Origin of the sequence: Parafrankia colletiae, from assembly GCF_001854655.1 — a bacterium.
Lineage (GTDB): Bacteria > Actinomycetota > Actinomycetes > Frankiales > Frankiaceae > Parafrankia > Parafrankia colletiae.
In genome coordinates this window covers 1-25,909 of sequence record NZ_MBLM01000141.1, presented here as the reverse complement: position 1 = coordinate 25,909, position 25,909 = coordinate 1, and the positions used below count along the sequence as shown (strand labels likewise).

Annotated in this window: 21 protein-coding genes and 1 pseudogene; 13 read left to right on the top strand and 9 right to left on the bottom strand. The window is 74.0% G+C overall.

Annotated features, from left to right (window positions below):
- Positions 1-140 precede the first annotated feature (140 nt).
- From CC117_RS24405 to CC117_RS24395, 3 genes are read right to left on the bottom strand one after another with little or no spacing between them, the layout of a single operon-like run.
- Positions 141-1,868, bottom strand: a complete 1,728-nt coding sequence (locus CC117_RS24405; protein WP_071088049.1) for an urease subunit alpha — start codon at positions 1,866-1,868, stop codon at positions 141-143.
- Positions 1,865-2,215 carry an urease subunit beta gene (locus tag CC117_RS24400; RefSeq protein WP_071088047.1) on the bottom strand — a complete coding sequence of 117 codons (351 nt, stop codon included), beginning with the start codon at positions 2,213-2,215 and terminating at the stop codon, positions 1,865-1,867. Before CC117_RS24400 ends, CC117_RS24405 begins: the two co-directional genes overlap by 4 nt.
- On the bottom strand, positions 2,212-2,514 hold the full coding sequence (locus tag CC117_RS24395) for an urease subunit gamma (protein ID WP_026311474.1): 303 nt from the start codon (positions 2,512-2,514) through the stop codon (positions 2,212-2,214). The genes CC117_RS24400 and CC117_RS24395 overlap by 4 nt, the downstream gene beginning before the upstream one ends.
- A gap of 501 nt (positions 2,515-3,015) precedes the next feature.
- Between CC117_RS24395 and CC117_RS24390 the strand changes: the two genes are divergently transcribed.
- From CC117_RS24390 to CC117_RS24370, 4 genes are all read left to right on the top strand, one after another.
- Positions 3,016-3,612 carry a hypothetical protein gene (locus CC117_RS24390; protein WP_071088045.1) on the top strand — a complete coding sequence of 199 codons (597 nt, stop codon included), beginning with the start codon at positions 3,016-3,018 and terminating at the stop codon, positions 3,610-3,612.
- A complete protein-coding gene (locus tag CC117_RS24385; protein WP_071088044.1) occupies positions 3,609-4,499 on the top strand; it encodes an ABC transporter ATP-binding protein in 891 nt (296 codons plus the stop codon). Before CC117_RS24390 ends, CC117_RS24385 begins: the two co-directional genes overlap by 4 nt.
- Positions 4,496-6,334, top strand: a complete 1,839-nt coding sequence (locus CC117_RS40165; RefSeq protein WP_321572639.1) for an ABC transporter permease — start codon at positions 4,496-4,498, stop codon at positions 6,332-6,334. The genes CC117_RS24385 and CC117_RS40165 overlap by 4 nt, the downstream gene beginning before the upstream one ends.
- Positions 6,335-6,644: 310 nt before the next feature.
- A complete protein-coding gene (locus CC117_RS24370; protein WP_071088042.1) occupies positions 6,645-8,624 on the top strand; it encodes an adenine deaminase C-terminal domain-containing protein in 1,980 nt (659 codons plus the stop codon).
- 63 nt (positions 8,625-8,687) lie between these two features.
- Here CC117_RS24370 and CC117_RS24365 read toward each other — a convergent pair whose 3' ends face one another.
- On the bottom strand, positions 8,688-10,010 hold the full coding sequence (locus tag CC117_RS24365; protein WP_071088039.1) for an ATP-binding protein: 1,323 nt from the start codon (positions 10,008-10,010) through the stop codon (positions 8,688-8,690).
- Between the two features lie 68 nt (positions 10,011-10,078).
- Positions 10,079-11,245 carry an aromatic ring-hydroxylating oxygenase subunit alpha gene (locus CC117_RS24360; RefSeq protein WP_071088143.1) on the bottom strand — a complete coding sequence of 389 codons (1,167 nt, stop codon included), beginning with the start codon at positions 11,243-11,245 and terminating at the stop codon, positions 10,079-10,081.
- A 206-nt stretch (positions 11,246-11,451) separates the two neighbouring features.
- Here CC117_RS24360 and CC117_RS24355 point away from each other — a divergent pair, with 206 nt between their 5' ends.
- The 6 genes from CC117_RS24355 to uraH all read left to right on the top strand — a co-directional run bounded on the left by CC117_RS24355 (position 11,452) and on the right by uraH (position 18,735).
- A complete protein-coding gene (locus CC117_RS24355; protein ID WP_071088037.1) occupies positions 11,452-12,342 on the top strand; it encodes an FAD binding domain-containing protein in 891 nt (296 codons plus the stop codon).
- Entirely contained in the window at positions 12,339-12,941 is a 603-nt protein-coding gene (locus CC117_RS24350; RefSeq protein ID WP_071088035.1) for a (2Fe-2S)-binding protein, read from the top strand. The genes CC117_RS24355 and CC117_RS24350 overlap by 4 nt, the downstream gene beginning before the upstream one ends.
- Positions 12,938-15,274 (top strand): xanthine dehydrogenase subunit D, encoded by a 2,337-nt coding sequence (gene pucD / locus CC117_RS24345; RefSeq protein WP_071088033.1) that lies wholly within the window; start codon positions 12,938-12,940, stop codon positions 15,272-15,274. The genes CC117_RS24350 and pucD overlap by 4 nt, the downstream gene beginning before the upstream one ends.
- A gap of 44 nt (positions 15,275-15,318) precedes the next feature.
- A complete protein-coding gene (gene allB, locus CC117_RS24340) occupies positions 15,319-16,725 on the top strand; it encodes an allantoinase AllB (RefSeq protein WP_241830378.1) in 1,407 nt (468 codons plus the stop codon).
- Positions 16,726-16,760: 35 nt separating this feature from the next.
- Complete coding sequence (locus tag CC117_RS24335; RefSeq protein ID WP_071088031.1) at positions 16,761-18,326, top strand: allantoicase; 1,566 nt, start codon at positions 16,761-16,763, stop codon at positions 18,324-18,326.
- 82 nt (positions 18,327-18,408) lie between these two features.
- Positions 18,409-18,735, top strand: a complete 327-nt coding sequence (uraH, locus tag CC117_RS24330; protein WP_071088140.1) for a hydroxyisourate hydrolase — start codon at positions 18,409-18,411, stop codon at positions 18,733-18,735.
- A gap of 25 nt (positions 18,736-18,760) precedes the next feature.
- Here uraH and CC117_RS24325 read toward each other — a convergent pair whose 3' ends face one another.
- Both CC117_RS24325 and CC117_RS24320 read right to left on the bottom strand, forming a co-directional pair.
- Complete coding sequence (locus CC117_RS24325; protein ID WP_071088029.1) at positions 18,761-20,083, bottom strand: DUF6986 family protein; 1,323 nt, start codon at positions 20,081-20,083, stop codon at positions 18,761-18,763.
- Positions 20,084-20,411: 328 nt separating this feature from the next.
- Positions 20,412-21,842: an 8-oxoguanine deaminase gene (locus CC117_RS24320; protein ID WP_071088027.1), complete on the bottom strand. Its 1,431-nt coding sequence runs from the start codon at positions 21,840-21,842 to the stop codon at positions 20,412-20,414.
- Positions 21,843-21,923: 81 nt separating this feature from the next.
- Between CC117_RS24320 and CC117_RS24315 the strand changes: the two genes are divergently transcribed.
- Together CC117_RS24315 and speB are read left to right on the top strand one after the other, a co-directional pair.
- A complete protein-coding gene (locus tag CC117_RS24315) occupies positions 21,924-22,760 on the top strand; it encodes a TrmH family RNA methyltransferase (RefSeq protein ID WP_084132704.1) in 837 nt (278 codons plus the stop codon).
- 91 nt (positions 22,761-22,851) lie between these two features.
- Entirely contained in the window at positions 22,852-23,886 is a 1,035-nt protein-coding gene (gene speB, locus CC117_RS24310; protein WP_071088023.1) for an agmatinase, read from the top strand.
- Between the two features lie 46 nt (positions 23,887-23,932).
- Here the strand turns inward: speB and CC117_RS24305 are convergent, their stop codons facing one another.
- Both CC117_RS24305 and CC117_RS24300 read right to left on the bottom strand, forming a co-directional pair.
- Positions 23,933-24,793: an ABC transporter ATP-binding protein gene (locus CC117_RS24305; RefSeq protein WP_241830377.1), complete on the bottom strand. Its 861-nt coding sequence runs from the start codon at positions 24,791-24,793 to the stop codon at positions 23,933-23,935.
- Positions 24,794-24,887: 94 nt separating this feature from the next.
- Positions 24,888-25,355 carry a hypothetical protein gene (locus tag CC117_RS24300; RefSeq protein ID WP_071088018.1) on the bottom strand — a complete coding sequence of 156 codons (468 nt, stop codon included), beginning with the start codon at positions 25,353-25,355 and terminating at the stop codon, positions 24,888-24,890.
- A 205-nt stretch (positions 25,356-25,560) separates the two neighbouring features.
- Here CC117_RS24300 and CC117_RS24295 point away from each other — a divergent pair.
- Positions 25,561-25,909: pseudogene (locus tag CC117_RS24295) on the top strand (MarR family transcriptional regulator); the annotation flags it as partial.

Here is a 25,909-nt window from a genome sequence, read left to right as displayed (position 1 = left end):
AGCCGGGCCATGACGAATGCCCATGATTTCTGACAGAAGGGGCGTCCGGACAGCGACACGCCGGAGCGGGACCACTACCGGCAGCGTCTGGTCCCACCCGGCGCGCCAGCGGTGGGACGAGCCATCCGGCCGCGAGGAGCTCAGAACAGGAAGTACCGCTGCGCCATCGGGAGCTCGGTGGCCGGCTCCGGCTCGATCACCTCGCCGTCGACGCGGACGGTGAAGGTGTCCGGCTCGACCTGGATGTCCGGTGTCGCGGTGTTCTCCGGCAGGTCGGCCTTGCCGCGCCGCCGCACGTCGGCGGTGGCGACCATCGGCGTCGCCAGGCCGAGCCGGGCGTCGAGGCCGTCCTCCAGCGCCGCCGGGGCGACGAACATCAGCGAACCCGCCGCCGCCGGCCCGGGCGCCGCGCCGAACATGGGCCGGGGCAGCACCGGCTGCGGGGTCGGGATCGACGCGTTCGCGTCGCCCATCGCCGCCCAGGTGATGAACCCGCCCTTGATGACCAGCGACGGCCGCACCCCGAAGAACGCCGGGTCGTAGAGCACCAGGTCGGCGAGCTTGCCCGCCTGGACCGAGCCGATCTCGGCATCCAGGCCGTGCGCGACCGCCGGGCAGATCGTGTACTTCGCGACGTAGCGCCGGGCCCGGTGGTTGTCGGCGGCGCCGTCACCGGGCAGCGACCCGCGGCGGCGCTTCATCACGTGGGCCGTCTGCCAGGTGCGGGTGACGACCTCACCGATCCGCCCCATCGCCTGCGAGTCCGATCCGATCATCGAGATCGCCCCCAGGTCGTGCAGGACGTCCTCGGCGGCGATCGTGGACGGCCGGATCCGGCTCTCGGCGAACGCGAGGTCCTCGGGCACCGCCGGGTTCAGATGGTGGCAGACCATCAGCATGTCGAGGTGCTCGTCGAGGGTGTTGACCGTGTGCGGGCGGGTCGGGTTCGTCGACGAGGGCAGGATGTTGGGGTGCGAGGCGACGGTGATGATGTCCGGCGCGTGCCCGCCGCCGGCCCCCTCGGTGTGGTAGGCGTGGATGGCCCGGCCGGCGATGGCGGCGAGCGTGTCCTCGACGAACCCGGCCTCGTTGAGGGTGTCCGAGTGCAGCGCCACCTGGACGCCGGCCGCGTCCGCGACGCGCAGGCAGGCGTCGATGGCCGCCGGGGTGGTGCCCCAGTCCTCGTGCAGCTTGAAGCCGGCGGCGCCAGCCCGCAGCTGCTCCCACATCGCCTCGTCGCTGACCGTGTTGCCCTTGCCGAGCAGGACGACGTTGACCGGCCAGCCGTCCATCGACGACATCATCCGCGCCAGGTTCCACGGTGACGCGGTCACCGTGGTCGCCTTCGTGCCCTCCGCCGGCCCGGTACCGCCGCCGATGAGGGTGGTGATGCCCACGCCGAGCGCCTCGGGGACCTGCTGCGGGCAGATGAAGTGCACGTGGGTGTCGATCGCGCCGGCAGTGAGGATCTTCCCGTTCCCGGCGATGATCTCGGTACTCGGCCCGATCACCAGATCCGGGTGGACGCCGTCCATGATGTCGGGGTTGCCGGCCTTGCCGAGGGCGGCGATGCGGCCGTCGCGGATGCCGACATCCGCCTTCACCACACCCCAGTGGTCCAGGACGATCACACCGGTGATCACCACGTCGGGTGCGCCCTGGGCCCGGGTGGCGCGGGCCTGGCCCATCGACTCGCGGATGACCTTGCCGCCGCCGAACACCGCCTCGTCACCGGTCGCCGCGTGGCCAGGGCCGCGGCTGAGATCCTCGGTCACCTCGATGAACAGGTCGGTGTCGGCCAGGCGCACCCGGTCGCCGACGGTCGGGCCGTACAACGTGGCGTAACGGGAGCGGGTCAGCTCGCTCACGGGCGCTCCGTCCTCGTGTCACCGCTGTCTGCGCCCGGCCGGTCGAGCGGGCCCGCCCACTCCGGGCGCAGGCCGGGCACCACCCGGGCCCCGGCCAGCGCCACCAGCTCGACCTCGCGCTCGGCACCCGGCTCGAATCGCACCGCGGTACCCGCGGGGACAGCCAGCCGGTGCCCCCAGGCGGCCTCCCGGTCGAAGTCGAGAGCCGGGTTCGCCGCCGCGAAGTGGTAGTGCGACCCGACCTGGACGGGCCGGTCACCGGTGTTGCGCACCACCAGGGTGCGGACCGGCCGCCCCGGGTTCAGCGGGACCGCCCCGGCGGCGGTGACCACCTCGCCGGGAATCACGGAATCGGCTCGTGGACGGTGACCAGCTTCGTGCCGTCCGGGAAGGTCGCCTCGACCTGCACCTCGGCCAGCATCTCCGGGACGCCGTCCATCACGTCCTCGCGGCTCAGAACCGTGCGACCGGCGGCCATGAGATCAGCGACGGTTCGGCCGTCTCGCGCGCCTTCCAGCAGGTAGGAGGTGATCAGAGCCGTGGCTTCGGGATAGTTGAGGCGCAGGCCCCGTGCTCGGCGCTCCCGGGCCAGACCGGCGGCCACGTGGATGAGCAGGCGTTCCTGTTCATGCGGGCTGAGCAGCACGAGCGCGGAGCCTACACCCACCCTCCGTCAGGCCCACCGTCAGCCACGTGACGCACCGGCGGCCGCCCGGTCGCGCGCTGCCGGCGGTGGCCCGTTGGTGGGTGGCCCGTCGGTGCCTTTCTCGTCCGGAATCCTGCCGCCGGCGACTCCCCTTTTCCCACGCCGAGACCCTCCGTGCCGGTGCGTTCCGCTTCTGGTGCCCCGGCAGATCTGCACGACGAAGCTGATCCATGCACCCCATGGGTCATGGATTCTTTCGTCGCGGTGTCCCGGCGTTGCTGCCGGATGACGTCGCCGATCTTGCCCGGGAGTCTTCCCGGTGGCTTCAGGGTGCGGCGGAACAAAAAATCGGGCGCGGCCCGCCGGTGGACCTGGTTACTGGTAATTCACCTGACGGCGACGGGTGCGATACCACTGCTTTCTAACGTCCGTGGAGCTGTTCGGGCAGACCGGGCGGGAACGGCGACGCGGGGTACCGCGGGCGCGTTTGATGGGGGTTCGGTGGCGACAGGCAGGGAAGCCGGGTTCTCCAGGGTCAACCTGATCGTGGGCGGCCCGTCCGCCACGCCGCAGGACACCGACGTGGCCACCGTTCGACCCGCTCCGACTCACCACCGGACCGTCGACAGCTGGTTCTCCTTCATCACGGACGAGCCGAACCTGCTGCGCGTCAGGGGTTGCGAGGTGGCCACGTTCCTGCTCGCCGACCACAACTTTCCACTGGTCTCCGAGACGTACATGGTCCGTACTGAGTCGATCGAGGCGGAGTGCGACCGGATCAGGGCTGTCCTCACCGCGGACATCCGCGACCAGAAGGATTCTCCGGCCGATCCGGCACGCGGCGCGCGGCTGGCCGCCACCGTCCACGGCAGGGATCTCGGTCTGGATGAGGCGGAGCAGGTCCTGGAAAGCAAGGACCAGAACGAGCTGGGCCTGACCGCCGACACCCGGGCGAACGGCCTGTTCACGATCACCGGCGAGCTGATAGAGGAGAACATCAGGACGCTCGGGATCGCCGGCGTCGACATCACGGCCGAGGAGCTGTTCGACCTGTCCCTCATCAACGAGGTCCACGAGGCGAAGCCGGATCTCCTATGACGACATCGGCCACGCCTGTAGCGGGCCGCGATCTCGGCGCCGCCCCTGGTTCTGGTCCTGCCCCCGCCTCCGCGCAGGCGCCCGACGGGTCGGGAGTGAGTGTGGCCGGGCTCCGCAAGGAGTTCCGCCTGGGCCGCGGCCGGGTCGTCGCCCTCGACGACGTCACCCTGTCGACACCCGAGGGCTCGTTCCTGACCCTGATCGGGCCGTCGGGCTGCGGCAAGTCCACCGTGCTGCGCATCCTGGCGGACCTGGAGGCACCGACGTCCGGCCGCGTGCTCGTGCACGGCGAAGCGCCCTCGGTCGCCCGGCGCGCGCATCACCTGGGCCTCGCGTTCCAGGACGCGGCCCTGCTGCCGTGGCGGTCGGTCGAGGCGAACATCCGGCTGCCGCTGGAGGTCAGCGGCATGAAGGTCGAGCGCAGAGTGATCAGTGATCTGATCGCGCTCGTCGGGCTGACCGGGTTCGAGCGCGCCCGGCCCGCGCAGCTCTCCGGCGGGATGCGGCAGCGGGTGGCGATCGCCCGCGCCCTCGTCGTCGAACCGAAGATGCTGCTGCTGGACGAGCCGTTCGGCGCGCTGGACGACATGACCCGCCAGCGGCTGAACTTCGAGCTGCTGCGGATCTGGCGCGAGCGGGCGACCACCACCGTCCTGGTGACCCACTCGATCCCCGAGGCGGTGATCTTCTCCGACACGGTGGCGGTGATGAGCGCCCGGCCGGGACGGATCGCCGCCCGCGTCCCCATCGACCTGCCCCGGCCGCGCACGCCGGAGATGCTGCGCACCGCGCGGTTCCACGAGCTGCACGACCTGCTCTCCACCGTGCTGTTCGCGGGCGCGGCGCCCGTCGAACCGGCTCCCGTCGGGCGGAGGGCGCCGGGATGACCGACCCGAGTGCCACACCCACCTCACCCGCCTCCTGGGTGTCGGTGTCGGTACCGGGCGCGGCCACCGAGCCGCTGCCCACCGTCACCGTCACCGCCGCTGCCTCCACCGCCACCGCCGCTGCGTCCGGTTCCGCCCGGTCGGGCTCCGCTGCTGCGACGGCCACAGTCACGGCCGCCGCGCCCGCCTCGCCCGGCGCGTCCACGGCCGTCCGCCGGCCCGTCCGGGTGAGACGGGCGCGGCCGGCCTGGACCGGTGGGGTGGCCGGGGTCGTCGGGCTGGTCGCCGTCTGGTGGCTGCTCGCGGTCACCCTGCTCGACCGCGGCGGTGTCGTTCCCACCCCCTGGGAGGTGGCCCGGGCGCTGTGGGACGACCACGAGCTGCTGTGGCACTCGGCGCGGGCGACGGTGTTGACCGCCACACAGGGCTGGCTCATCGGTAACGGCCTGGCGATCGGCCTCGCGATCGTGTTCTTCGGCGTCCCCGTCATCGAGCGGGCGCTCCTGCGGATCGGGGTCGCCTCGTACTGTCTGCCGATCATCGCGATCGGCCCGATCCTGACCACCGTCTTCGACGGCAGCACCCCGCAGAAGGCCCTGGCCGGGATCTCGGTGTTCTTCACCACCCTCGTCGGGACCCTGCTCGGCCTGCGAGCACCTGACCAGGCGACGCTGGACGTCGTCCGGGCCAGCGGCGGCGGCGTCCTCGCCCAGATGCGGTTCGTCCGGCTGCGTGCCGCGTTGCCGAGCACGTTCGCCGCGCTGCAGATCGCCGCCCCGGCCGCCATCCTCAGCGCGATCATCGGGGAGTTCCTCGGCGCCGACCGAGGGCTCGGCGCCGCCATGGTGCAGGCCGAGCAGGCCCTGGAGGTTCCCCGCACCTGGACGCTCGCTCTCGTCGCGTCAGCCGCCGCAGGCCTCGGCTACGCCGTGATCGGGCTCGCCCGGCTGCTCGTGCCCTCGGCACCCCAACGGCAACCTGGACGGCGTCCGATGAGCCACGCCGGCACCCGCGTCGGCCGCGGCCGTCCGCTGGCCCGGGCGGTCGCCACCCGGATCGGGCGGACGCTGCTGTCGGTGGTCGCCTCCACCGCGGTGATCGTCGGCCTCTGGTACGCCCTCATCGAGGCCTTCGAGCTGAACAGGCTGGTCGCGAAGGATCCGCAGGCGGTCTGGCAGTACCTGTTCTCCGAGCCGGACGCCGCCGAGAACCGGGACCTGATCCTCGACGGCCTGTGGCACACCCTCAGTGACGCGGCCCTCGGCTACACCGCCGGAACGGCCGCCGCGCTCGGTGTCGCCATCGCCTTCGTGCTGAGCCGCCCGGTGGAACAGGCCCTGATGCCGGTGGCGATGATGCTGCGGTCGGTACCACTGGTCGCGATGACCCCGCTGCTCATCCTCGTCTTCGGGCGCGGCCCGCTGGCCGTCTCCGTGGTCACGGGCATCGTCGTGTTCTTCCCGTCCCTGGTGAACCTGGTCGTCGGGCTGCGGTCGGCACCGGCCGCGGCCGCCGATCTGGTGATCGCCCACGGCGGGGGGCCGTTCACGGTGCTGCGCAGGGTCGCGTTGCCCAGCGCGCTGCCCGCGCTGTTCGTCTCGGCCCGGACCTCGGTGCCGGGCGCGGTGGTCGGGGCGCTGCTCGCGGAGTGGCTGGCAACCAGTGCGGGCCTCGGTCACCTCATGCAACGTGCGCAGCAGACCTTCGACTACGGCGGGGTGTGGGCCTCGGTGGTCGTGATCATCGCGGCGAGCGTGGTGATCTACGCGGTGGTCGGGTTGCTGGAGGCGATCGTCCTTGTCCGCTATGGCCCGGCGCCGTCCCGGCGCGGCTGAACCGAACCGCGGAGGAGGACGGTGTACCCGCGGGCTGCTTTCTGGCGGCAGTCACCTGAAGCGACCGGGCGTCGGCCTTTTCGGTCACCTGCTGTGATGTGGCGGACGTGGCACTGCTTGCTTTTGGACACCTGCCTACGCGAAGTCCGGTTCTCGTACGAGAATGCGGAAATACAGCAGTGCGTCAGAACGTGCCTGGGCGGTGGCGTCACGGCGTGGTCAGGGTCGACCCGTCACAACGAAGGCTCAGCGCGTGAATGTGTGACCGGGTGGCCGGCGGGGTCGACACCGGTGAGTTCCGGAGGACGTCATGACCGCTGAGCGGGACGTCGACCCCACGGTCGACGCCTTCTACTCCAGCGCGGCGCCCGTCGGCGCGGCACCCGCGAGCGTTGTCTCCGGTGGCCTGGCGCCCGGGTCTCCCGCACCGCTGACCGCCTCCACGTCGGTCACTGCCCCCACGTCGGTCACTGCCCCCACGTCGGTCACCGCCCCCACGTCGGTGGCCGTGCCCGCACCCGCCACGGTGCCGGTGACGGCCCCCACGGTGGGGCGTGGGCGGTCGCCGTCCGGGCCGCTGCGCGGGCTGCCACCGCTTGCGGCCCCCGCGGCGCCACGGGGGCCTGCCCGCCGCCGTGCGGTGCCCAGGGACGGGCGTCCCGGAAGCACCGGCGCGGGCCGCCCACACCGCGCGGGTCCGGTGGCGGCGCCGGGCGCCGACGCGCTCGCTCCCACCCCGGCGGAGATCGACCGCCTGCGGAGCATCGCGATGGGGCAGGCGGACGCCGACTTCGCCATCCGTGGCGGCGTYGTGCTCGTCGTCCAGACCGGTGAGCTGCTGCGGCGCGACGTGCTCATCGCCGGCCGGTACATCGCCGCGGTGACCCGGCCGGGGCTGGTCGGCGCCCGTCGGAGCCTCGACGCGGCCGGTCGGTTCGTCCTGCCGGCCTATGTGGACGCCCGCACCTCGGTGGAGCGGACCCTCCTCACACCGGGCGAGCTGGCCCGTCTGGTCGTCCCCCGCGGGACGGTGACGGTGCTGACCGACCCGGCCCAGATCGAGCAGATCTACGGCCCGCAGGGCCGGACGCTGGTCCTGCGCACCGAGACTCCCGTCCGGGTGCTGCCCCGCGAGCCCGGCGCGCCCTTCGACCTCCCCCCGGGCCTCCCGCTCGACGTTCCGCTGGCCGGGGCGGCTGCGGAGATCGGCGTCGAGGGGCTGACGGTGTCGCAGGCCGTGCCACGGCAGTCCGGCCCGTCCGGCCCGCTGCCGGAAGTACCCGGCCTACCGGTTCTGCCCGCAGCGCCGGTGCCACCGGCCCTGTCGGCGGCGTCGGGTGCGTCCGCCGCGCTGCTTCCGGGGCAGCACCTCCCCGGTGCCCACCCGGATGCCGGGGCGTCCCCGCAGGACGGCGGGATCGTCTTCACCCACCTCGACGACCAGGTCCGGGAGGCGATCCGGGCCGGTGGCAACGTGGCGGACGCCGTCCGGGCCGCCACCCTGGCCCCGGCGCGGGCCTTCGGGCTGGACCAGGTGCTCGGCCTGGTCGCTCCCGCCCGCCTCGCCGACCTGCAGATCGTGCGGGACCTCACCGCGAGTGTCCCGCCGGACGTGGTCATCGCCGGCGGCCGGATCGCCGCCGAGCGCGGCCGGGCACTGTTCGACAACCTCGACGAGACACCGCGGTGGTCGCAGTCGTCCGTGCGGCTGCCGGCGGGGCTCTACACCGGGTCCTTCACGTCACCGTGTATGCACTGGGGCGGCCGGCGGGACACCCAGCTCGGCATCGTCGACATCACCGCCGTGGGGGCCGCCGCCGAACGGCCGCAAACCACCCGCACCCGGGTCGAACCGACCCTGCGCGACGGCGTCGTGGTCACGGATCCGTCCCGTGACCTGCTCAAGACCGCGGTGCTCGACCGCAGCGGGCGCGCCGACCGGGTGCGGGTCGGCATGGTCCGCGGGATCGGGCTTGTCCGGGGCGCGATCGGGGCGACCGCCGTGTCCGCCGCCGGCGACATGGTGATCGTCGGCGCCGTCGACGCGGACATGCTCACCGCCGCCCGCGCGCTGGAGGGCATGGGCGGCGGCTTCGTGGTCGTCGAACGCGGCTGGGTGCTGGCGGCCTGCCCGCTGCCCGTGGCCGGCCTGATGAGTGACGCCCCCTGGGAGGCGGTGCTCGGCCAGCTGGCCGCGGTCGAGAACGCGGCACGCGAGCTCGGCTGCCACCTCGCCGCCCCGATGCGCACGATCTCCCAGCTCGGCCGGGAGCTGTACGTCCGCCCCTGAGGGCTGCGCCCGGGGCCAGGTTGGTCGGGCCGCGGCCAGGCCTGGCGGCCAGCTCTGGCGGGGTCAGCCTGGTGAGGCGCGGGGCTCCGGATCGGGTGCCTGCGGCTCCCGATCCGCCGGGCCCGGGCCGGGGCGTGGGGCCGGCTGCGCGGGTCTGGCCCGCAGCTGGGCGGTCGCCTCGCGCAGCGCGCGCCGCACCTGGGCCGAGGGGAGCCAGACCCGGGTGCCGCGGTCGCCGCCGATCTCCATCAGGCCGCGGGCGAGCATGCCGGACAGGTGCTGACGGGCCCGGTCCTTGTCACAGCCGAACAGGGTGGCGACCTCCGCGGTCCGCAGCGCGCGGTCGCGCAGCGCGGTGCTCAGCACGATCAGGTCGGGCAGCTCCAGCGGGTTCCCCGCGGCCGCCCGGCCGAGGGCGAACAGCGCGAAGGTGAGATCTGCGGGCTGGGTGGGCAACACGGCGACCACACCGTCCGCCGTCGAACGGCGCAGGTCCGGCGCTGCCAGCCCGGAGCGGAGCTGGGCGGCATACGCCCGGCGGATTCCCCGCCCGGACCGGTCGGTGATCCCGGCGCGGCGGAACGCGTCCGCCAGCAGCGGGCTGCGCGGCACGGGTGGCGGCGAGAGCAGCCCCGGCGCGGCCGTGCGGCTCGCCAGCGGATCGCCGGGGGAGCCCGAGCCCGCGAAGCCGCCCGGGCTGGAGATCTCGATGCCCTCGCTGGTCCACTGCACGTGGACGGCCCCGGCGACCTCGTAGTCGCGGTGGACGAGGGCGTTCGCGAGCAGCTCGCGGAAGGCCTGCTCGGAGTAGGCGGGCACGCCCGTGCGGACCAGCTCGTAGCGGATCTCCCGCTCCGGGTTGCGCGCACGGAACCGGGCCAGCAGCTCCTCGGCGAGCCGGAGCAGCGGCCAGTGGAAGAAGTCGTTCATCTCCGTGCCGGGGTCGCCCGTCTCCGGACCGATGACCTGGATCGCGGCCTCGTGGTTCGGGACATGCCGGCGCAGGGCGTCCGGACGCCCGAACAGGAGCACCGCACCCGCGAGGAGGCGCGTGCGCCCGCCCTCGGTCACGGCCACGCCCAGCGAGCGGGCGATCTCCTCGTCCGACATGGCCGCGATCGTGCTGTCGCCGCGGCCGCCGGTGGCCCCGACGAGCCGGCGGAGCCGGTCGAACTCGCGCGGGTCGAGATCCTGGAGGTCGGCGGACGTCCGGCGCGCCATCAGGTCGGCGCTGTGCGGCGGCTCCGCTGTCGGGCCTCCTGACCCCGCCGCTGCCGGTGAACCGGCGAACGTGCAGGCGTGAAGCGGAACGGGTGCCCCGAGGGGGAGATCCCTCCGCGGAAGCGTGTTGTCGGCCTCTGCCGCCAGCTCGGCGCTGTCGCGCACCAGGCACCACCTTCCGGACCGCCCGCCCCTTGGTCGGGTCACCCGGTTGTATGGCCAGACCACCCGGATCACATGGTAGATCCCGGGTCCGCGCGGACGGGACGGCTTCGGTGTCGGATATCCGCTGCGGGCCTGAGACGGGCCGCGGCGGAGCGCACGACCAGGGCAGCGAGCACCCGCCGCAGCGCCACGCCCGCGGCGTCCGCGCGGATGCTCACCTCCTCGGGCGCCGCCCCGCCGCCGGGAGAGAGGCCGCCGCCGAGCCCGCCGTCGAGCCCCGGAGCGAGCCCGCCGTCAAGCCCGCCGGCGGTGTGCAGTGGCAGGCCGTCGAGGGTGAACTGTTCCTGCAGCGCGAGGTCCTCGTCGAGCACCGCCTGCTCGAAGCGCGCGGCCTCGGCCAGCCGGACGGGATCACCGCCGAGGTCGTCCCGCATGATCCGGGTGTACACGGCCGTCGCGTCGACGTCCTCCGGCTGCAGGCAGAAGAGGATCGTGTTGGTCATGCCGGCGGCGGGGTAGTCGAGCCGCAGCCGCAGCATGAACGGCGGCCGGTAGACGTACGTCGAGACCCGGCGCTGGACGAGCGGGCGCAGCCCCGCCGCCACACCGGGGTCCTCCGGGTTCGCCACCTCCTGCTCCAGGCGGACGACGAACCCGGCGCCGTCCGCCTGCACGCGGTACGGCCCGACGACGGCCCCCTCCCCGGCGCCGATGGTGGCGGCGTGGACGAACGGCAGGTGCGCGGCGTCGAGGAAGTTGTCGGCGAGCAGTCCGGCGCAGGCCCTCGTGCGCGTGGTGGGGAGCCAGGCGCTGTCGAAGCCGGGCTCGTCCGCCTCGGGCAGCTCGACGATGTCGGAGCACGGCTCCTCCGGCGCCAGCCACACCAGGCCGTGGCGCTCGGCGACCCCCCAGGGTGCGACGGCCCGGGCCCGCCGCGGAGCAGGCACTCCGGGCCCGAGYGCGGGCACCGCGGTGCACTCCCCGGAGGCCGCGAACCGCCAGCCGTGGTAGCCGCAGACGAGCTCGCCGCCGTCCACCCGGCCCGCCGACAGCGGGGCGAGGCGGTGCGGGCAGCGGTCCGCGAACGCGGTGAGGCGCCCTTCGAGACGGGCCAGCACCCAGTGCTCGCCGAGCAGGCGGACACCCACCGGCGCGTCGGTGATCCCGGACGAACGCGCCACCGGGTGCCAGCCGTGCCGCAGCGCCGGATCGACGTTCGTCAGGCGACCGGTCAACACGCTCCCCTTCCTGGTATTTCACCACCGAAACGATTCTGTGTTTCCGAAAGGCATCCATCATGTAACGGCGCGCCATTGTCGGTGGTGATGCGGGCCGTCCGCCCGGCGTGGCTCAGCTCGCTTTCTTCCGGCCGCGGCCGCGCGGTTCTCGGCCGGCTGCGGGTTGAACACCGCCGTAACGTCGCGCCACTATCGTCGGCTCCATGACGACGCCCGGTGGTCCGTCGACCGTTCTGCACCGGCCCGGGACGGTCGGCGAGGCTGTCGCCTCCCTCACCGCCGAGGTGGAAGCCGGCCGGGACGTGCGGCTGCTGGCCGGCGGCACGGACCTCGTCCCCGCGCTGCGCGCCGGGGGCCGCGGGCCGGCGGCGATCGTCGCGCTGCGCCGGGTGCTCGAGCTGCGGGTGCGCGGCGCCAGCGCGGACGCCCTCACCGTCGGCGCCGGTGTCACCTACGCCGACCTGGCGGGCTGGTCGCTCGCGCCGGGCCTGGCGGCCGCGTCCCGGGTCGTCGGTTCGGTGCAGATCCGCAACTGCGGAACCGTTGGTGGCGCGCTCGGCTCCGCCAACCCGCGCGGTGATCTGCTGACGTTCCTCGCGGCCGCCGAGGCGGAGATCCTGCTCGCCTCGGCACGCGGCGCCCGCACGACGGACGTCGACGGCTTCCTGCGGGACGGGCCGGAGCCCGGGGAGCTGGTCACCGCGGTGCGGGTGGCCCGCCCGAGCGGTCCGCAGACCTATCTGAAGATCGGCGGCCGGCAGGCGGCGTTCCCCGCGCTGGTGTCCTGCGCGCTCCTGGTCGACCGGGTGCGCGAGCGGGTCTGCTGCGCCGTCAGTGGGGTGGCCACCGGCCCGTGGCGGGTCGCGGCGGCTGAGCGGCTGGCCGGCGACGAGGTGGACTGGTCGACCGGGACGGCGCCGCTCGCGCTCGCCCGGCGGTTCGGCGAGCTGGCCGCAGGCGGCCTGCGCGCCGCGCCGCCGCTGCCGGAGGACCCGCGGCATCCGGCGGACTACCGCGTCCACGCCGCCGGCGTGCTCGCGGCGCGTGCCTTCGCCCGCTGCCTGGCGGGCGTCCGCCGCGGGGACCCGGCGTGAGCGCTGGCCCCGCCGGTCCGGTGGACGGCGCCGAGGGAGACGACACCGAGGGCGACGATGGCTGGGAACCTCTCCAGTACCACCTGAACGTCGACGGAACCCGGCGTGTCGTCTCCGGCGCCCGGCTGGAGGAGTCGCTGCTGACGGTGCTGCGGGAAAGGCTCGGCGTCACCTCGGTGAAGGACGCCTGCGAGCAGGGCCGGTGCGGTGCCTGCTCCGTCCTGCTCGACGACCGGCTGGTGACGGCCTGCACGGTCCTCGCCGCCGACGCCGTGGACGCCCGCGTGCTGACGGTCGCCGGGCTCGGTGCGAGCGGCCCGGCGGCCCGGATCCAGGCCGCGTTCCTCGCGCATGGCGCGGTCCAGTGCGGGTTCTGCACACCGGGCCTGGTCGTGGCCGTCACCGACCTGCTCGGACGCCGCCCGGCCGCCGGAGAGCAGGAGATCCGGGAGGCGCTGGCGGGGAACATCTGCCGGTGTACCGGCTACGGCCGGATCCTCGCGGCGGTGCGGGACGTCCAGGCCGGCCGGGCCCCGGGCGGCAGCGGGGCTCCCGGCGGCAGCGGGGCGAACAGGACGAACGGGGTGGGTGGGGCATGACGGGGCGTGCGGGAGTGGTCGGCGGGAACCGCGGAGTCGGGTCCTCGGAGCTCCGCCCGGACGGGGCGGCCAAGGTCGGCGGGGCCTTCGCCTACGCCGGCGATCTACGTGTTCCAGGCATGCTGCACGCCCGGACGCTGCGCTCGCCGCACCCGCGGGCGCGGATCGGGCGGGTCGACACCGCCGCGGCCCGCCGGCTCGCAGGTGTCCTCGCCGTCGTCACCGCGGCTGACGTCCCCGGGGTCGCCACCTACGGGCTGATCAGCGCGGACCAGCCGGTGTTCGCCGCCACCGAGGCGCGCTACGCCGGCGAGCCCGTCGCCGCGGTGGCCGCGGTCGACGCGGCGACCGCGCGGCGCGCCCTGGCGGCCATCAGGGTCGCGTACGAGCCGCTCCCGCCGCTCGTCGATCCCGGCCTGGCCGCCGAGCCGGGCGCCGAGCTGGTCCATCCGGACGGCAACATCTACCGGGAGATCACGCTGACCCACGGGAACCCGTCAGCCGAGGGGCCGGTCGCCGTCGAGGACAGCTATTTCGTCGGCATGCAGGACCAGGCCTTCCTGGCGCCGGAGGCGGCGCTCGTCGTCCCGGCCGCCGACGGCGGGCTCGACCTGCGGCTGGCCACCCAGTGGCTGCACTCCGACCGCGAGCAGATCGCCGCCTGTCTGGGGCTGCCCGAGTCGCTGGTCAGGCTCGAGCTCGCCGGTGTGGGCGGCGCGTTCGGCGGGCGCGAGGACGTCACGCTGCAGATCCACGGCGCGCTGCTCGCTCTCGCCACCGGCCGGCCGGTACGGATCGCCTACGACCGGGTCGAGTCGTTCCTGGGGCACCCGCACCGTCACCCGGCGCGGATGTGGTTCCGGCACACCGCCACCGCGGCGGGCGACCTGGTCAGCGTGCACGCACGGATCCTCATGGACGGCGGGGCGTACACGTCGTCGTCGCCCGCGGTGCTGGCGAACGCCGTCACCCACGCGGCCGGGCCGTACCGGGTGCCGAACGCACAGCTCGACGGCACCGTCGTCCGGACGAACAACCCGCCGTGCGGCGCGATGCGGGGATTCGGCGTGCCGCAGGTCGCGTTCGGCCACGAGGCGCAGATGGACCGGCTGGCCGACCTGCTGGGCCTGCACCCGGTCGCGCTGCGCACCCGCAACGCCCTGCGGCCGGGGGATGTGCTGCCGACCGGCCAGATCCTCGGCGCGCCGCTGCCCGCCCGGGAGGCGATCGAGGCGGTGGCGGCGCGTCCGCTGCCCCCGCCGCTCACCGCCGCCGCCCCGGAGACCGCCCTGCCCGGCGGCCGGGCGACCGCTGCGACCCACAGCCGCGTCCGCCGCGGCATCGGCTTCGCGCTCGGCTACAAGAACCTGCTCTTCTCCGAAGGCTTCGACGACGCGTCCACGGCGCGGGCCCGGCTCGCTCTCGACAGCGACGGCGTCCCGTTCGGGACCGTTCACAGCGCGTGCTCGGAGGTGGGGCAGGGGTTCGTCACCGTCGCCGGGCAGATCGCGCGCACCGAGCTCGGCGTGGAGCGGATCGAGCTGTTGCCGGCGGACACCGGCATCGGCAGCGCCGGCTCGACCAGCGCCTCCCGACAGACGTGGATGAGCGGCGGCGCGGTGCACGGCGCCTGCGTGGCCGTGGTCGACCGGCTGCTCGCCCGGGTGGCCCGCTCACTGGGCCTGCCGCCGGAGGTGGTGGAATCGCCCCGGCGGTCGCTGGTGATCGACGGCGGCGAGATCATCGGCACCGAGACGGGTACCCGGCTCCCGCTGGCAGAGGCTCTCGCCGACGGCGGGCCGGTGGAAGCCGAGTACACCTTTCACCACCGGCGCACGACCGCACTGGACGCCCGCGGCCAGGGTGATCCGCATGTGGCCTTCGCGGCCGCGGCGCACCGGGCGGTGGTCGACGTCGACCTCGATCTCGGCCTGGTCCGGGTCGTCGCGATGGCGCTGGCGCAGGACTGCGGCACGGTGATCAATCCGCTGTCCCTGCGCGGCCAGGTGGAGGGCGGCACCGCCCAGGGCCTGGGCCTGGCGGTGATGGAGGAACTGGTCACCGTGGGGGGTGTGGTGACCAACCCGACCCTGCACGACTACCTGCTTCCGACCGCCGCCGACGTGCCCGCCCTCGACTTCGTCGCGCTGACCTACCCGCAGCCGGGCGCCCCCTACGGCGTGAAGGGCGTCGGGGAGGCCCCGACCTGTACGGCGACCGCCGCGGTCGTCGCCGCGATCCGCGACGCCGTCGGCCGCGACCTGCGCCGCGTGCCGGTCCGCCCGGTGGACCTGGTCGACCTGTCCGCCCTGGCGGACCCCGCCGGGCGCTGAGGCGCGGTATGCCGATGAGCGGAATGCCGATAAGCGGAATGCCGATGAGCGGGATGTCTCCGGAGCTGCCCGAGTCGCTTCAGGTGATCCGTTCGAGCCGGGWCGTGCTGCCGGACGGAGAGCGTGCGGCCGCGGTCCACGTCGCGGACGGGCGGGTCACCGCCGTCACCGGGCCTGCCGACATCCCGCCGGACCGCCTGGTCACCGATCTCGGCAGCCTGGTGCTGATGCCCGGCGTCGTGGACACGCATGTCCACGTCAACGAGCCGGGGCGCACCGACTGGGAGGGCTTCGCCACCGCGACCCGGGCGGCGGCCGCCGGCGGTGTCACCACGATCGTCGACATGCCGCTGAACGCCATCCCGCCGACCACCTCGGTGCAGGCACTGACCGCCAAGCGGGCGGCGGCGGCCGGCCAGGTGGCGGTCGACGTCGGCTTCTGGGGCGGCATCATCGGCGCCGACGCCCGTCGCCTCGACGACCTGGCCGCCCTGCACGACAACGGGGTGTTCGGCTTCAAGGCCTTCCTCGCCCCGTCCGGTGTGGAGGAGTTCCCCCACGTCAGCCTGGACGTCCTGGCCGCCGCGTCCCGGCACACCGCCCGGATGGGCGCCCTCACGGTGGTCCACGCGGAGTCGCCGTCCGTCCTCGCCGGCGCACCCCCCGCCGCGGGCCGTGCGTTCGCCAGCTGGCTGCGGTCCCGGCCACCGGCGGCGGAGCGGGCCGCGGTTGTCTCGCTGGCCGCGCTCGCCGCCTCGACCGGGGCCCGGCTGCATGTGCTGCACCTGGCAGCCGCCGAGGCGCTCGGGGACATCCTGTCGGCCCGCGAGGCGGGGCTGCCGCTGACGGCGGAGACCTGCCCGCACTACCTGACCTTCGTCGCCGAGGAGGTGCCCGACGGCGCGACCGCCTTCAAGTGCGCGCCGCCGATCCGCGAGCGTCCGAACCTGGACCGGCTCTGGGACGGCCTGACCGAGGGCCTGCTCGCCGGCGTCGTCACCGACCACTCGCCCTCCACGCCCGCGCTGAAGTCGCTGGACACGGGTGACTTCGGGACGGCCTGGGGCGGCATCGCGTCCGTCCAGCTCGGGCTGTCGGCGGTGTGGACCCAGGCGCGGCGGCGCGGCCACGGCGTCGCGGACGTCGTGCGGTGGATGTGCGCGGGCCCGGCGGACCTCGCCGGCCTGGGCGCGCCCGGCCTCGGCACGGAGGGCGCGGCGCCGGCGCCCCGCGGTTCCAAGGGACGGATCGCCGTCGGCGCGGACGCGGACCTGGTCGTCTTCGACCCGGACGGAAGCTTCCTCGTCGAACCGTCCCTGTTGCGCCACCGCCACCCGTTGACCCCATACGCTGGGCGAACGCTGGATGGCCTGGTGCTCGCGACCTACCTGCGGGGGCACCGGGCGGACGGCGACCGGCCGGTCCGCGGCCGGCTGCTGGAACGACCGTAGGGCCCGCACGCCGCCACAGCCGAAGGAGCCCCACAGTGACCGACGCGCCCGATCTGACGAATCTCGTCGACCTCGCCGCCGCCCGGTTCGGCGGGTCCGTCGTGGCAGTGAACGACGAGTTCTTCGCTCTTGCCGAACGGATGCTGCTTCCCGAGGCGCCGGTGACCCGCCCCGGCGTGTTCACCGAACGGGGCCAGTGGACCGATGGCTGGGAGACCCGGCGCCGCCGGGACGTCCCCCCCGGATCGGACTGGGCGATCATCCGTCTCGGGTCGCCCGGCATCGTGCACGCGGTCACCGTCGACACCACCCATTTCACCGGCAACGCGCCGGAGGCGGTCGAGCTGCACGGCGCCACGCTGGCCGGCTACCCGTCCGCGGAGGAGGTCGCCGAGGACTCGGTCACCTGGGTGCCGCTGGTAGGCCGCACGCCCGTCGCCGCTGACGCGGCCAACGTGCTGGTCGTTCCGGAGGAGGCCAGGTTCCGCATCAGCCACCTGCGGCTGACGATCCATCCCGACGGCGGGGTGGCCCGGCTGCGGGTGCACGGGGTGGTCGTCCCGGACCCGCGTCTCCTCGACCGGGTGACCTCGGATCTCGCCGCCGCCTATCTGGGCGGTGTGGTGGTCGCGGCCAGCGACATGCACTACGGCGACCGGCACAACCTGAACGCCTCCGGCGACGCCCGCGTCATGGGCGAGGGGTGGGAGACCCGGCGCCGGCGCGGGGAGGGGCACGACTGGGCCGTGATCCGCCTGGCGACGGAGGGCACGGTCGTGCGGGCGGAGGTCGACACCCGGCACTTCCGTGGCAACGCCCCGCGCGCGGTCGCCCTGTGGGCCGCCAACGCCCCCGAGACCGGCGACGACACGCTGGCCGCGGACGGGTTCGCGGCGATCACGGGCTGGCGCCCCCTGCTGCCCCGCACCAGAGTGCAGCCGAACACGCGGCACCTTTTCGACCTGGAGGTCCCGGTCGAGGCCACCCACGTCCGCGTCGACGCCGTCCCGGACGGCGGCCTGGCCCGGCTGCGGCTGCTCGGTGGCCCGACCGCGGCGGGCCGGGAGGCGCTGGCCATGCGCTGGTTCGACTCGCTGGCCCCTGCCGCGGCCCGCGAGGAGCTGCTGGCCTGCTGCGGCTCCGAGGACTGGGCCGACGCCGTCGCCGCCCGCCGGCCCTTCGGTCGGCTCGCCGCGCTGCTGCCCGCCGCCGAGCAGGAGTGGTGGAACCTGCCGGAGTCGGCCTGGCTCGAGGCGTTCACCGCCCACCCCCGGATCGGGGAGCGGCCAGGACCCGCGCCGACTCCGCCCACCTCCTCGCGGGCCACCGTGGTCACGATCGACGCCCCGCGGCGGGAGCAGGCCGCGCTCGAGCAGGCGAGCGAGGAGGTGCGTGCCGCGTTCACCGAGGGGAACACCGCCTACGAAGATCGTTTTGGTTTCATCTTCCTGGTCCGTGCCGCCGGGCGTGGCGCGGAGGAGATGTTGGCCCTGTTGCAGGAGAGGATGGCCAACGACCCGGCCGCGGAGCTTCGCGTGGCCGCCGGTCAGCAGGCCGAGATCACGGCGCTGCGGCTCAGTCACCTGATCACCGGCGGCTGACGGCCCGGCGCCCTGCTCCCGGCTCGGGAACGAGGGCGCCGCGGGCGGGCGTGCCGGGCGGCGGCCGGAGATGGTGGTGCGCGTGAGCCTGTCAACCCATGTCCTGGACACTGGTTCGGGCCGGCCGGCGGTTGACGTCCCGGTCCGGCTCGAACGGGCCGTGCTGACCCTTGACGGCGCGGTGAAGGGCTGGCGCCCGGTCGCCGAGACGGTCACCGACCAGGACGGCCGGGCAACGGACCTGCCCGCCGACAGCGCCGGCACCTGGCGGCTGATCTTCGACACCGCGCAGCACTCGGCGTTCCATCCCGAGGTCGCGATCGTCTTCGTCATCAGGGACGCGGCCGAGCACCACCACGTTCCGCTGCTGCTGGCGCCCTATGGCTACACCACCTACCGCGGCAGCTGAAACCGAGGCCGGCCGTGCCGTCCGGTCAGGGTTCCGGCTGGGCGGCGGTTCCGGCGGTTCCGGCGGTGCTGGTCGTGCCGGTGCGGCCGCCCAGCCCGGCCACGGTCGCCAGGTCCAACCCAGCGGCGCGCAGGCCGGCCTCGTCGAGCAGCCGGGCGTCCAGGGCCCGCAGGACATGCCCCGCCAGCGCCCGCGCTGTCGCGGGCTCGTCCGCCACCGACCCGCGGGACCGGGCCGTCGCGTAGTCCGCGAGCCGGCGCAGGGCGTCCGGCAGGCCCGTGAGCAGGCAGCCCGCGACAGCGGCGTGCCGGCTGACCAGCTGTGCCGGATGCAGGTCCCAGCCCTGGTAGAGCCCTCGCGACCAGGCCCGGCGGATCAGCCCGGCATGCCGGCGCCAGCCGGCGTGGACGTCCGCGGCCGACCCGACGGGCAGCAGGTTGCACGAGCCGTCGGCCACCCGCAGGCCGGTTCCCGCCGCGGTGAGCTGCATCAGCGCGGTGGCCAGCTCGACCGCCGGATGGTCGCTGGCCTGGTCCGCCGCACTGACGCCGAGCGCGGCCGAGTAGTCGTAGGTGCCGACGTGCAGCGCGGCCAGCCGCCTGGGCACTGCGGTGACCAGCGCCGGCAGGGCCAGGACCGCGGCCGGGGTCTCGATCTGCACCTCCAGCGGAATCGGCGCGATCCCGAGCCGCTGCTCGAGCGCCGCCAGGACGTCGCCGAACACCGCGACCTGCTCCGGCGCGCTCACCTTGGGCAGGGTCACCACCAGACCCGGGGGCGGGCCGTCGGTGCCGGCGAGAGCGGTGAGGAACAGGTCGAGGGTGCGCAGACCGCGCCGGCGCACGGCCGCGTCGAGCGATTTCGGGCGCAGGCCGTAGGAGACCGGCAGCGTTCCCGCCGACGCCGCGTCACGCAGTGCCCGGGCGGCCGCGACGGCGTGCGCGTCCTCGACGGCGTCCGGCCGGATGCCGTAACCGTCCTCGAAGTCGACCCGCAGATCCTGGACCGGCTCGATCGCCAGGGTGCGCACGACGTGCGTGTGGATGTCCTCGGCCATCGACGCCGCTGCGCCGCCGAGCGTGACCTCCGCGAGCAGGCCCGGGTCGGGCGCGTGCCGCTCCAGCGTCTCCCGGGCGGCCCGGCCCCACGCGGGAACGACGTCCGGCGTGAGCTGGTCGGCGGGCAGGTAACAGGTGTGGACGGGCTGGCGGGTCCCCGGATCGCCCGGGAAGCGCGCGACCAGGACGGCATCGACGTGGGCGAGGCTCCCGGTGAGTGCGGCAAGCACCTCGTCGGGCAGAGTCGCGTCCGTCCCGTCGTCGCCGCCGGGGCTCACAGCGGCTGGCATCGGACGAAGAACGGGCATCTGACGTAGGAGAGGAGTACGCCGCCGCCGGCGCTTTCTGCGCCGATCGGGGGATTCGGCGGGCGGCGCCGACGGCGGCTGCCTGGGGCGCGATCCGTGCGCGGCCCGACGCAGGTCGGCTGCTGAGCTGCACGTTTCCGTCTGCAGGATACTGCGTCGGAGCCCTCCTGCCCAACCGGGGCCAATGCGGTCGAGCCACTCGAGCCACTCGAGTGGCGCGAGCCGGTCGAGTCACCTCGGCAGTCCGGACAGCCCGGCCCGGACGGCGACCGCGGCGGCGCATGCCGTGCCGGCGTCCGGCGCACGGAGGTCACGGGGTGGCGCCGGCCTTCTCGAACGCGCCCTGGATCCCGCGGGAGATCTCCCGATGGCGGCGGAGCATCTCCGCCAGATCGGGGTGCACCGGCGTTCCGTTCTCCACCACGAGGCGCCCGGCCACGACCGTGTGCCTGGCCGCTGTGGGCCCGCACCGCAGCCAGGCGTCGACCGGGTCGGACAGCGCCCCGGCGAACGCGACCCCGTCCATCGGCCAGACCACGAGGTCGCCGGCGGAGCCGACGGAGAGCTCGCCGATCTCCCCCGTCCGGCCGAGGCAGGCGGCCCCGCCGCGGGTGGCCATCTCCAGCGCGTCGCGGGCGGACATCGCGGCGGCTCCGTGCCGGAGCCGGCCGAGCAGCATCGCGGTACGTGCCTCCAGCCAGAGCGAGGCCGCATCGGCCGAGGCGGAGCCGTCGCAGCCCAGGCCGACCGGCACCCCGGCCGCGCGGAACTCGGCGACCGGCGCGAGGCCGCCGCCGAGGATCATGTTGCTGCTCGGGCAGTGGGCCACCCCGGTTCCCCAGGTGCCGAGGCGCACGATCTCGTCGGCGTCGGGGCAGATGCAGTGCGCGACCCAGGCCCGGTCGCTGCCCCAGCCGACCTCGGCGAACTGGTCGATCGGCCGCCGCCCGAACACCGCCAGGCAGTAGTCGTCCTCCTCGGGATCCTCGGCCAGATGGGTGTGCAGGCGGACGTCGAGTGTCTCCGCCAGCTCCGCGGTGGCCTTCATCAGCTCGGGRCTCACCGAGAACGGGGAGCACGGCGCGAGTGCCACCCGGATCATCGCCCCGTGGGAGGGGTCGTGATGCCTGGCCACGAGCCGGGCGGAGTCGGCCAGAATCTCGTCCGGGTCCTGCACGACGGAGTCCGGGGGAAGACCTCCGTCCTTCGCCGAAAGCGACATCGAACCGCGGGTCGGGTGGAACCGCATCCCGAGCAGGCGCGCCGCCGCGATCTCGGCCGAAACGAGATCGCCGCCGCCGCGCGGGTGGACGTAGAGATGGTCTGTGGACGTCGTACAACCACCCAGCGCCAGCTCCGTCAGACCCACGTAGGCAGAGGTGTGCACCGCCTCCTCGTCCAGCCGGGACCAGAGCGGGTAGAGCGTTTTCAACCAGGTGAAAAGCGTCCCGCCCAGTGCCGGCGCGAAGGAACGGGTGAGGTTCTGGTAGATGTGGTGATGCGTGTTCACCAGCCCCGGTGTCACCAGGGCGCCGTCGGCTCGCAGCGTGCGGGTCGCGGCGGGCGGCGGCTCGGCGGGGCCGCCGATCGCGCTGACGAGACCGTCGGTGATCGCCACCCAGCCACCGGGAATCTCGCGGCGGGCGGCGTCGACGGTCGCGACCAGTTCCGCGCCCGTCACCAGGAGATCGGCGACGGGGCTGTCAACGGGGGAGCCCACAGCCGGGCCGGGTGCGGTCATGGGCCCGATTCTGCTGGTACGGAGTTTCGTGGGGGTGACACCGGTACCGGGGTGAGAGCAGGAGCGGGAGCAACGGTGGCAGTGGAGCAGGGCAGCAGGTTCATCGTCATCGACGATCCGGCGGACCCGCGGGTCGCGGACTATGTCGCGCTGACCGACGTGGCGCTGCGTCGGCGCCGGGAGCCGGCCGAGGGCCTGTTCATCGCCGAGGGCGAGCGGGTGATCGAGCGCGCGCTGCGTGCCGGCTACCGGCCGCGGTCGGTGCTGGTGTCTCCGGCGCGACTCGCCGCTGTCCCGGAGCGGATCTGGGCGGAGCCGGCCGCCGGCCACCCGCCGCCCGTGTTCGTGGCCGGGCCGCCCGTGCTCGAGGCGATCACCGGTTTCGAGGTCCATCGCGGGGCGCTGGCGTCGATGTGCCGGCGCCCCGCGCTCGACCCCGCCCAGGTTCTCGCCGCCGCCCGTCGGGTGCTCGTCTGCGAGGACCTGGTCAGCCACACCAACCTCGGCGCGATCTTCAGATCGGCCGCGGGCCTGGGCATGGACGCCGTCCTGCTGAGCCCACGGTGCGCCGACCCGCTGTACCGCCGGTCGGTGCGGGTCTCCATGGGGGAGGTCTTCGCCGTGCCCTACGCCCGGCTCGACCCGTGGCCCGGCGCACTGGCTCTGGTGCGCGCCGCGGGCTTCGAGGTGGTGGCGCTGACCCCCGCCCCCGACGCCGAGGAACTGGCACCGGCCTGGGGAGCGGCGGCGGACCGGGTGGCGCTGCTGCTGGGGACGGAAGGCGCCGGGCTCAGCGAGGCGGCGCAGGCGGCGGCGACGAGGAGGGCACGGATCCCGATGGCCCACGGCGTGGACTCCCTCAACGTCGCCGCCACGGCTGCGATCGCCTGCTACCTGCTGGGCATCCGGTCCCGCTGACTGCCGGGCACCCGTTGCCGCTGGCCGTCCGTTCGGCTCGCGCTGGCAGTCCCGTTCGGCGCGCCGGCGCCCCGCGCAGCATGCTGGCAGCATGACCTCCGACGGTGACCCGGTCGCGGACGAGGATCCCGGGCCGGACGCGCCGGGCTATGCCGGGCTGGCGACGTTCGCCGGCCTGCCCTGGATGCCCGGCCTCGGTGAGCTGCGCGAGCGCCGGCCCGACATGGCCGTCGTCGGCGCGCCGTTCGACATCGCGACCACCCACCGGCCGGGTGCCCGGTTCGGCCCGCGGGCGCTGCGCGCCCAGGCATACAACCCCGGCACCTACCATCTCGACCTCGGAGTCGAGATCTTCGACTGGCTGGACGTCGTCGACGCCGGCGACGCGCACTGCCCGCACGGCCTCACGGAGGCCTCCCACCGCAACATCCGGACGAAGGTCCGGCAGATCGCGGAGCTCGGCATCAGGCCGCTGATCATCGGAGGTGACCACTCGATCACCTGGCCGGCGGCGAGCGGGGTCGCCGAGGTGGTCGGGTGGGGCGAGGTCGGGCTGCTCCATTTCGACGCGCACGCCGACACCGCGGACATCATCGACGGGAATCTGGCATCGCACGGGACGCCGATGCGCCGGCTGATCGAGTCCGGCGCGGTGCGGGGGCGCAACTTCGTCCAGGTGGGGCTGCGCGGCTACTGGCCGCCACCGGACGTCTTCGCCTGGATGCGGGACCAGGGGATGCGCTGGCACCTGATGCAGGAGATCTGGGAGCGAGGCAGCCGCGAGGTCATCACCGAGGCGATCGCGCAGGCGGTGGATGGCTGCCGCGCGCTCTACCTGTCGGTGGACATCGACGTGCTCGACCCGGGCTTCGCCCCCGGCACCGGCACGCCTGAGCCCGGCGGTATGACGCCGGTGGACCTGCTGCGAGCCGTCCGGCAGATAGCGCTGGACACGCCGATCGTGGCGGCGGACATCGTCGAGGTGTCGCCGCCGTACGACCACGCGGACACGACGGTGAACAGCGCGCACCGGGTGGCCCTGGAAATCTTCGCCGCGCTCGCGCACCGCCGCCGAACCGAGGCCGGCGAGACGCCGGACCTGCCCGGGAAGGCCCCCGGCAGCTGATCCTTGCCCCCACACCTGACCCCGTCCGCGGCCGGGACGGATCCCCTCAGGCCGCGGTCGGCTCCTTCAGCGCGAGTATCTCGCGGGCCGTTCCGACCTGCAGGATCCGTCCGTCGTTCAGCACGGCGACCCGGTCGGCGAGTGCCAGGGCCTCGTCCCGGTCGGCGGTGGAATGCACGACGGTGATACCAACCTGTCGCTGCACGGTCCGTAGATCCTCCCGAAGCGCGGAACGCAGCCGTCCGTCTACGGATCGAAGAGGGTCGTCGAGTACCAGGATCCGCGGGCGGACCACGAGCGCACGGGCCAGAGCGACCCGCTGCTGTTGTTCACCAGAAAGCTGAGGGGGACGCCGCCGCGCGTATTCCGACATTTGGACGGCGGCGAGTGCGGAGCGCACCCGGATCGACGTCTCCGCGCGACCACGTGCTGCCCGGGCGCCGGCATGCCGCAGTCCGAACGCCACATTTGCGGCGACATCCAGGAAGGGAAACAAGGTATAGCCACCGAATATCGCGCTGACCGTGTGACGGTACGTGGACGAGCCGCTCGGATCCTTGCCGTCGACGAGAACCTGGCCGGATGACGGCTGGTCGGCTCCCGTGAGCAGCCGGAGCACGGCCGTCTTGCCGCTTCCCGACGGACCATGGAGACAGAAGTACTCACCGGCGTTGATCGTCAGACTGACCTCGTCGAGTGCGGTGACGTCGCCGAACCGCCGGCGCACTCCAACAAGATCGATCCGGCCGGTGCGACGGCCGCTTTCCGCCATACTCACCCCCAGCTGCCCCGGCCTGCCCTGATGCGGACGGGGCGGGAACGACAGTCTCATCTCGGCCCGGGCTGGTATCGCCCGCCCCGCCGCCCGCGCGGGCCCGATCGCCCGCGGATGGAGTCTGTTGGGCATGCGGTTATCTGGCGCCCCCGCCCGGACCTGCGGGGCCTGCCCCGCGTGCGCGGTGCCCCGGGTGGGAGGACGTCACTGCTGATCGGGAACGTGATCAGGAACGCGGATCGAGGTGGAGCGCATCCTCTTCCGCGGTGCGCCGCCACGCCTGTTCGTCAGCGGATCGCCGCCGTTGGTGGGCTCCGTCGGGGCCTTCCACGACCTGGTCCGGACCGGAGTCGTCGAACATCGAATCGCCGGACGACCTACCGGTGAGAAAATCAACATCCTCGTCTCGCCCCGGACCGGCACCATCCGTCTCCGCGTACGGATCCGGATCCGGGACCTCCGCGGCGAGCTGGCGATCAAAGGACGACGAGCGCTCCTCCCGCGGCGTGAGTGGATTGCGGATCAGGCCACTCGGCCGGTCCGGCGGATCCCAGCTGTCGTCGAGGGGATCGAGACCGGCGTCGGTCGTCCCCAGATCGTCGCTGTCGGTGATCTCGGCACGTTCCAGCGGGGAGCTGCCGTAGAGGTCACGGACGTCGACGTCGGGCTGGCTGTCCGAGGCGGGCCATGTCATCGCTGCCTCCTGTTCCGGGTACAACGGCCGAGCTGTTGCGGGATGAACGTGGACGGGGCGATCGGATCACGCGATGCTCCGACCGCTCCCGACCATGGCCCTTCCCGAGCACGACCGGGCTAACCGGGCCATCTGTCCAGTACTCGGCGGCGTTGCGCACCCCCGATGCGGGAAGGGGAGGGGATAACGTATAGCGTCCCCAAATGTGGCTACTGTTGCTGAGCGGATTCTCGGGCAGCTCGCGCTGATTCCCGAGGGACAGGATGACGGCTCGCTGGCAGCGGCGATCAACGCGAATCGCGCAACGGTCAACCAGGTCTGCCGCCGCCTCGCGGCGCAGGGCAGCCTGGAGCGGGGCCCGGGCCCCGGCGGCCTGATCGTCAACAGGCTGCCCGCGAGGGCTGGTTCCGTGGCGGCCTCCGTGCTGGCGGCGGAACCAGCCTCGGAGGCGCTTCCCGCAGCCTCGGAGGTGCTGCCCGCACCCACTGTCCTGCCCGCACCAGCCGCGGGCCCGCCAGAGCCGGAGCCTGTGGTCGTCGAGCCGGAGCCTGTGG

Coding starts and splice junctions, on each gene's coding strand:
- speB (WP_071088023.1), top strand. CDS start 22,852: ATGACCTCCGACGGTGACCCGGTCGCGGACGAGGATCCCGGGCCGGAC.
- CC117_RS24355 (WP_071088037.1), top strand. CDS start 11,452: ATGACGACGCCCGGTGGTCCGTCGACCGTTCTGCACCGGCCCGGGACG.
- CC117_RS24300 (WP_071088018.1), bottom strand. CDS start 25,355: ATGACATGGCCCGCCTCGGACAGCCAGCCCGACGTCGACGTCCGTGAC.
- CC117_RS24385 (WP_071088044.1), top strand. CDS start 3,609: ATGACGACATCGGCCACGCCTGTAGCGGGCCGCGATCTCGGCGCCGCC.
- CC117_RS40165 (WP_321572639.1), top strand. CDS start 4,496: ATGACCGACCCGAGTGCCACACCCACCTCACCCGCCTCCTGGGTGTCG.
- pucD (WP_071088033.1), top strand. CDS start 12,938: ATGACGGGGCGTGCGGGAGTGGTCGGCGGGAACCGCGGAGTCGGGTCC.
- CC117_RS24305 (WP_241830377.1), bottom strand. CDS start 24,793: ATGCCCAACAGACTCCATCCGCGGGCGATCGGGCCCGCGCGGGCGGCG.
- CC117_RS24325 (WP_071088029.1), bottom strand. CDS start 20,083: ATGCCAGCCGCTGTGAGCCCCGGCGGCGACGACGGGACGGACGCGACT.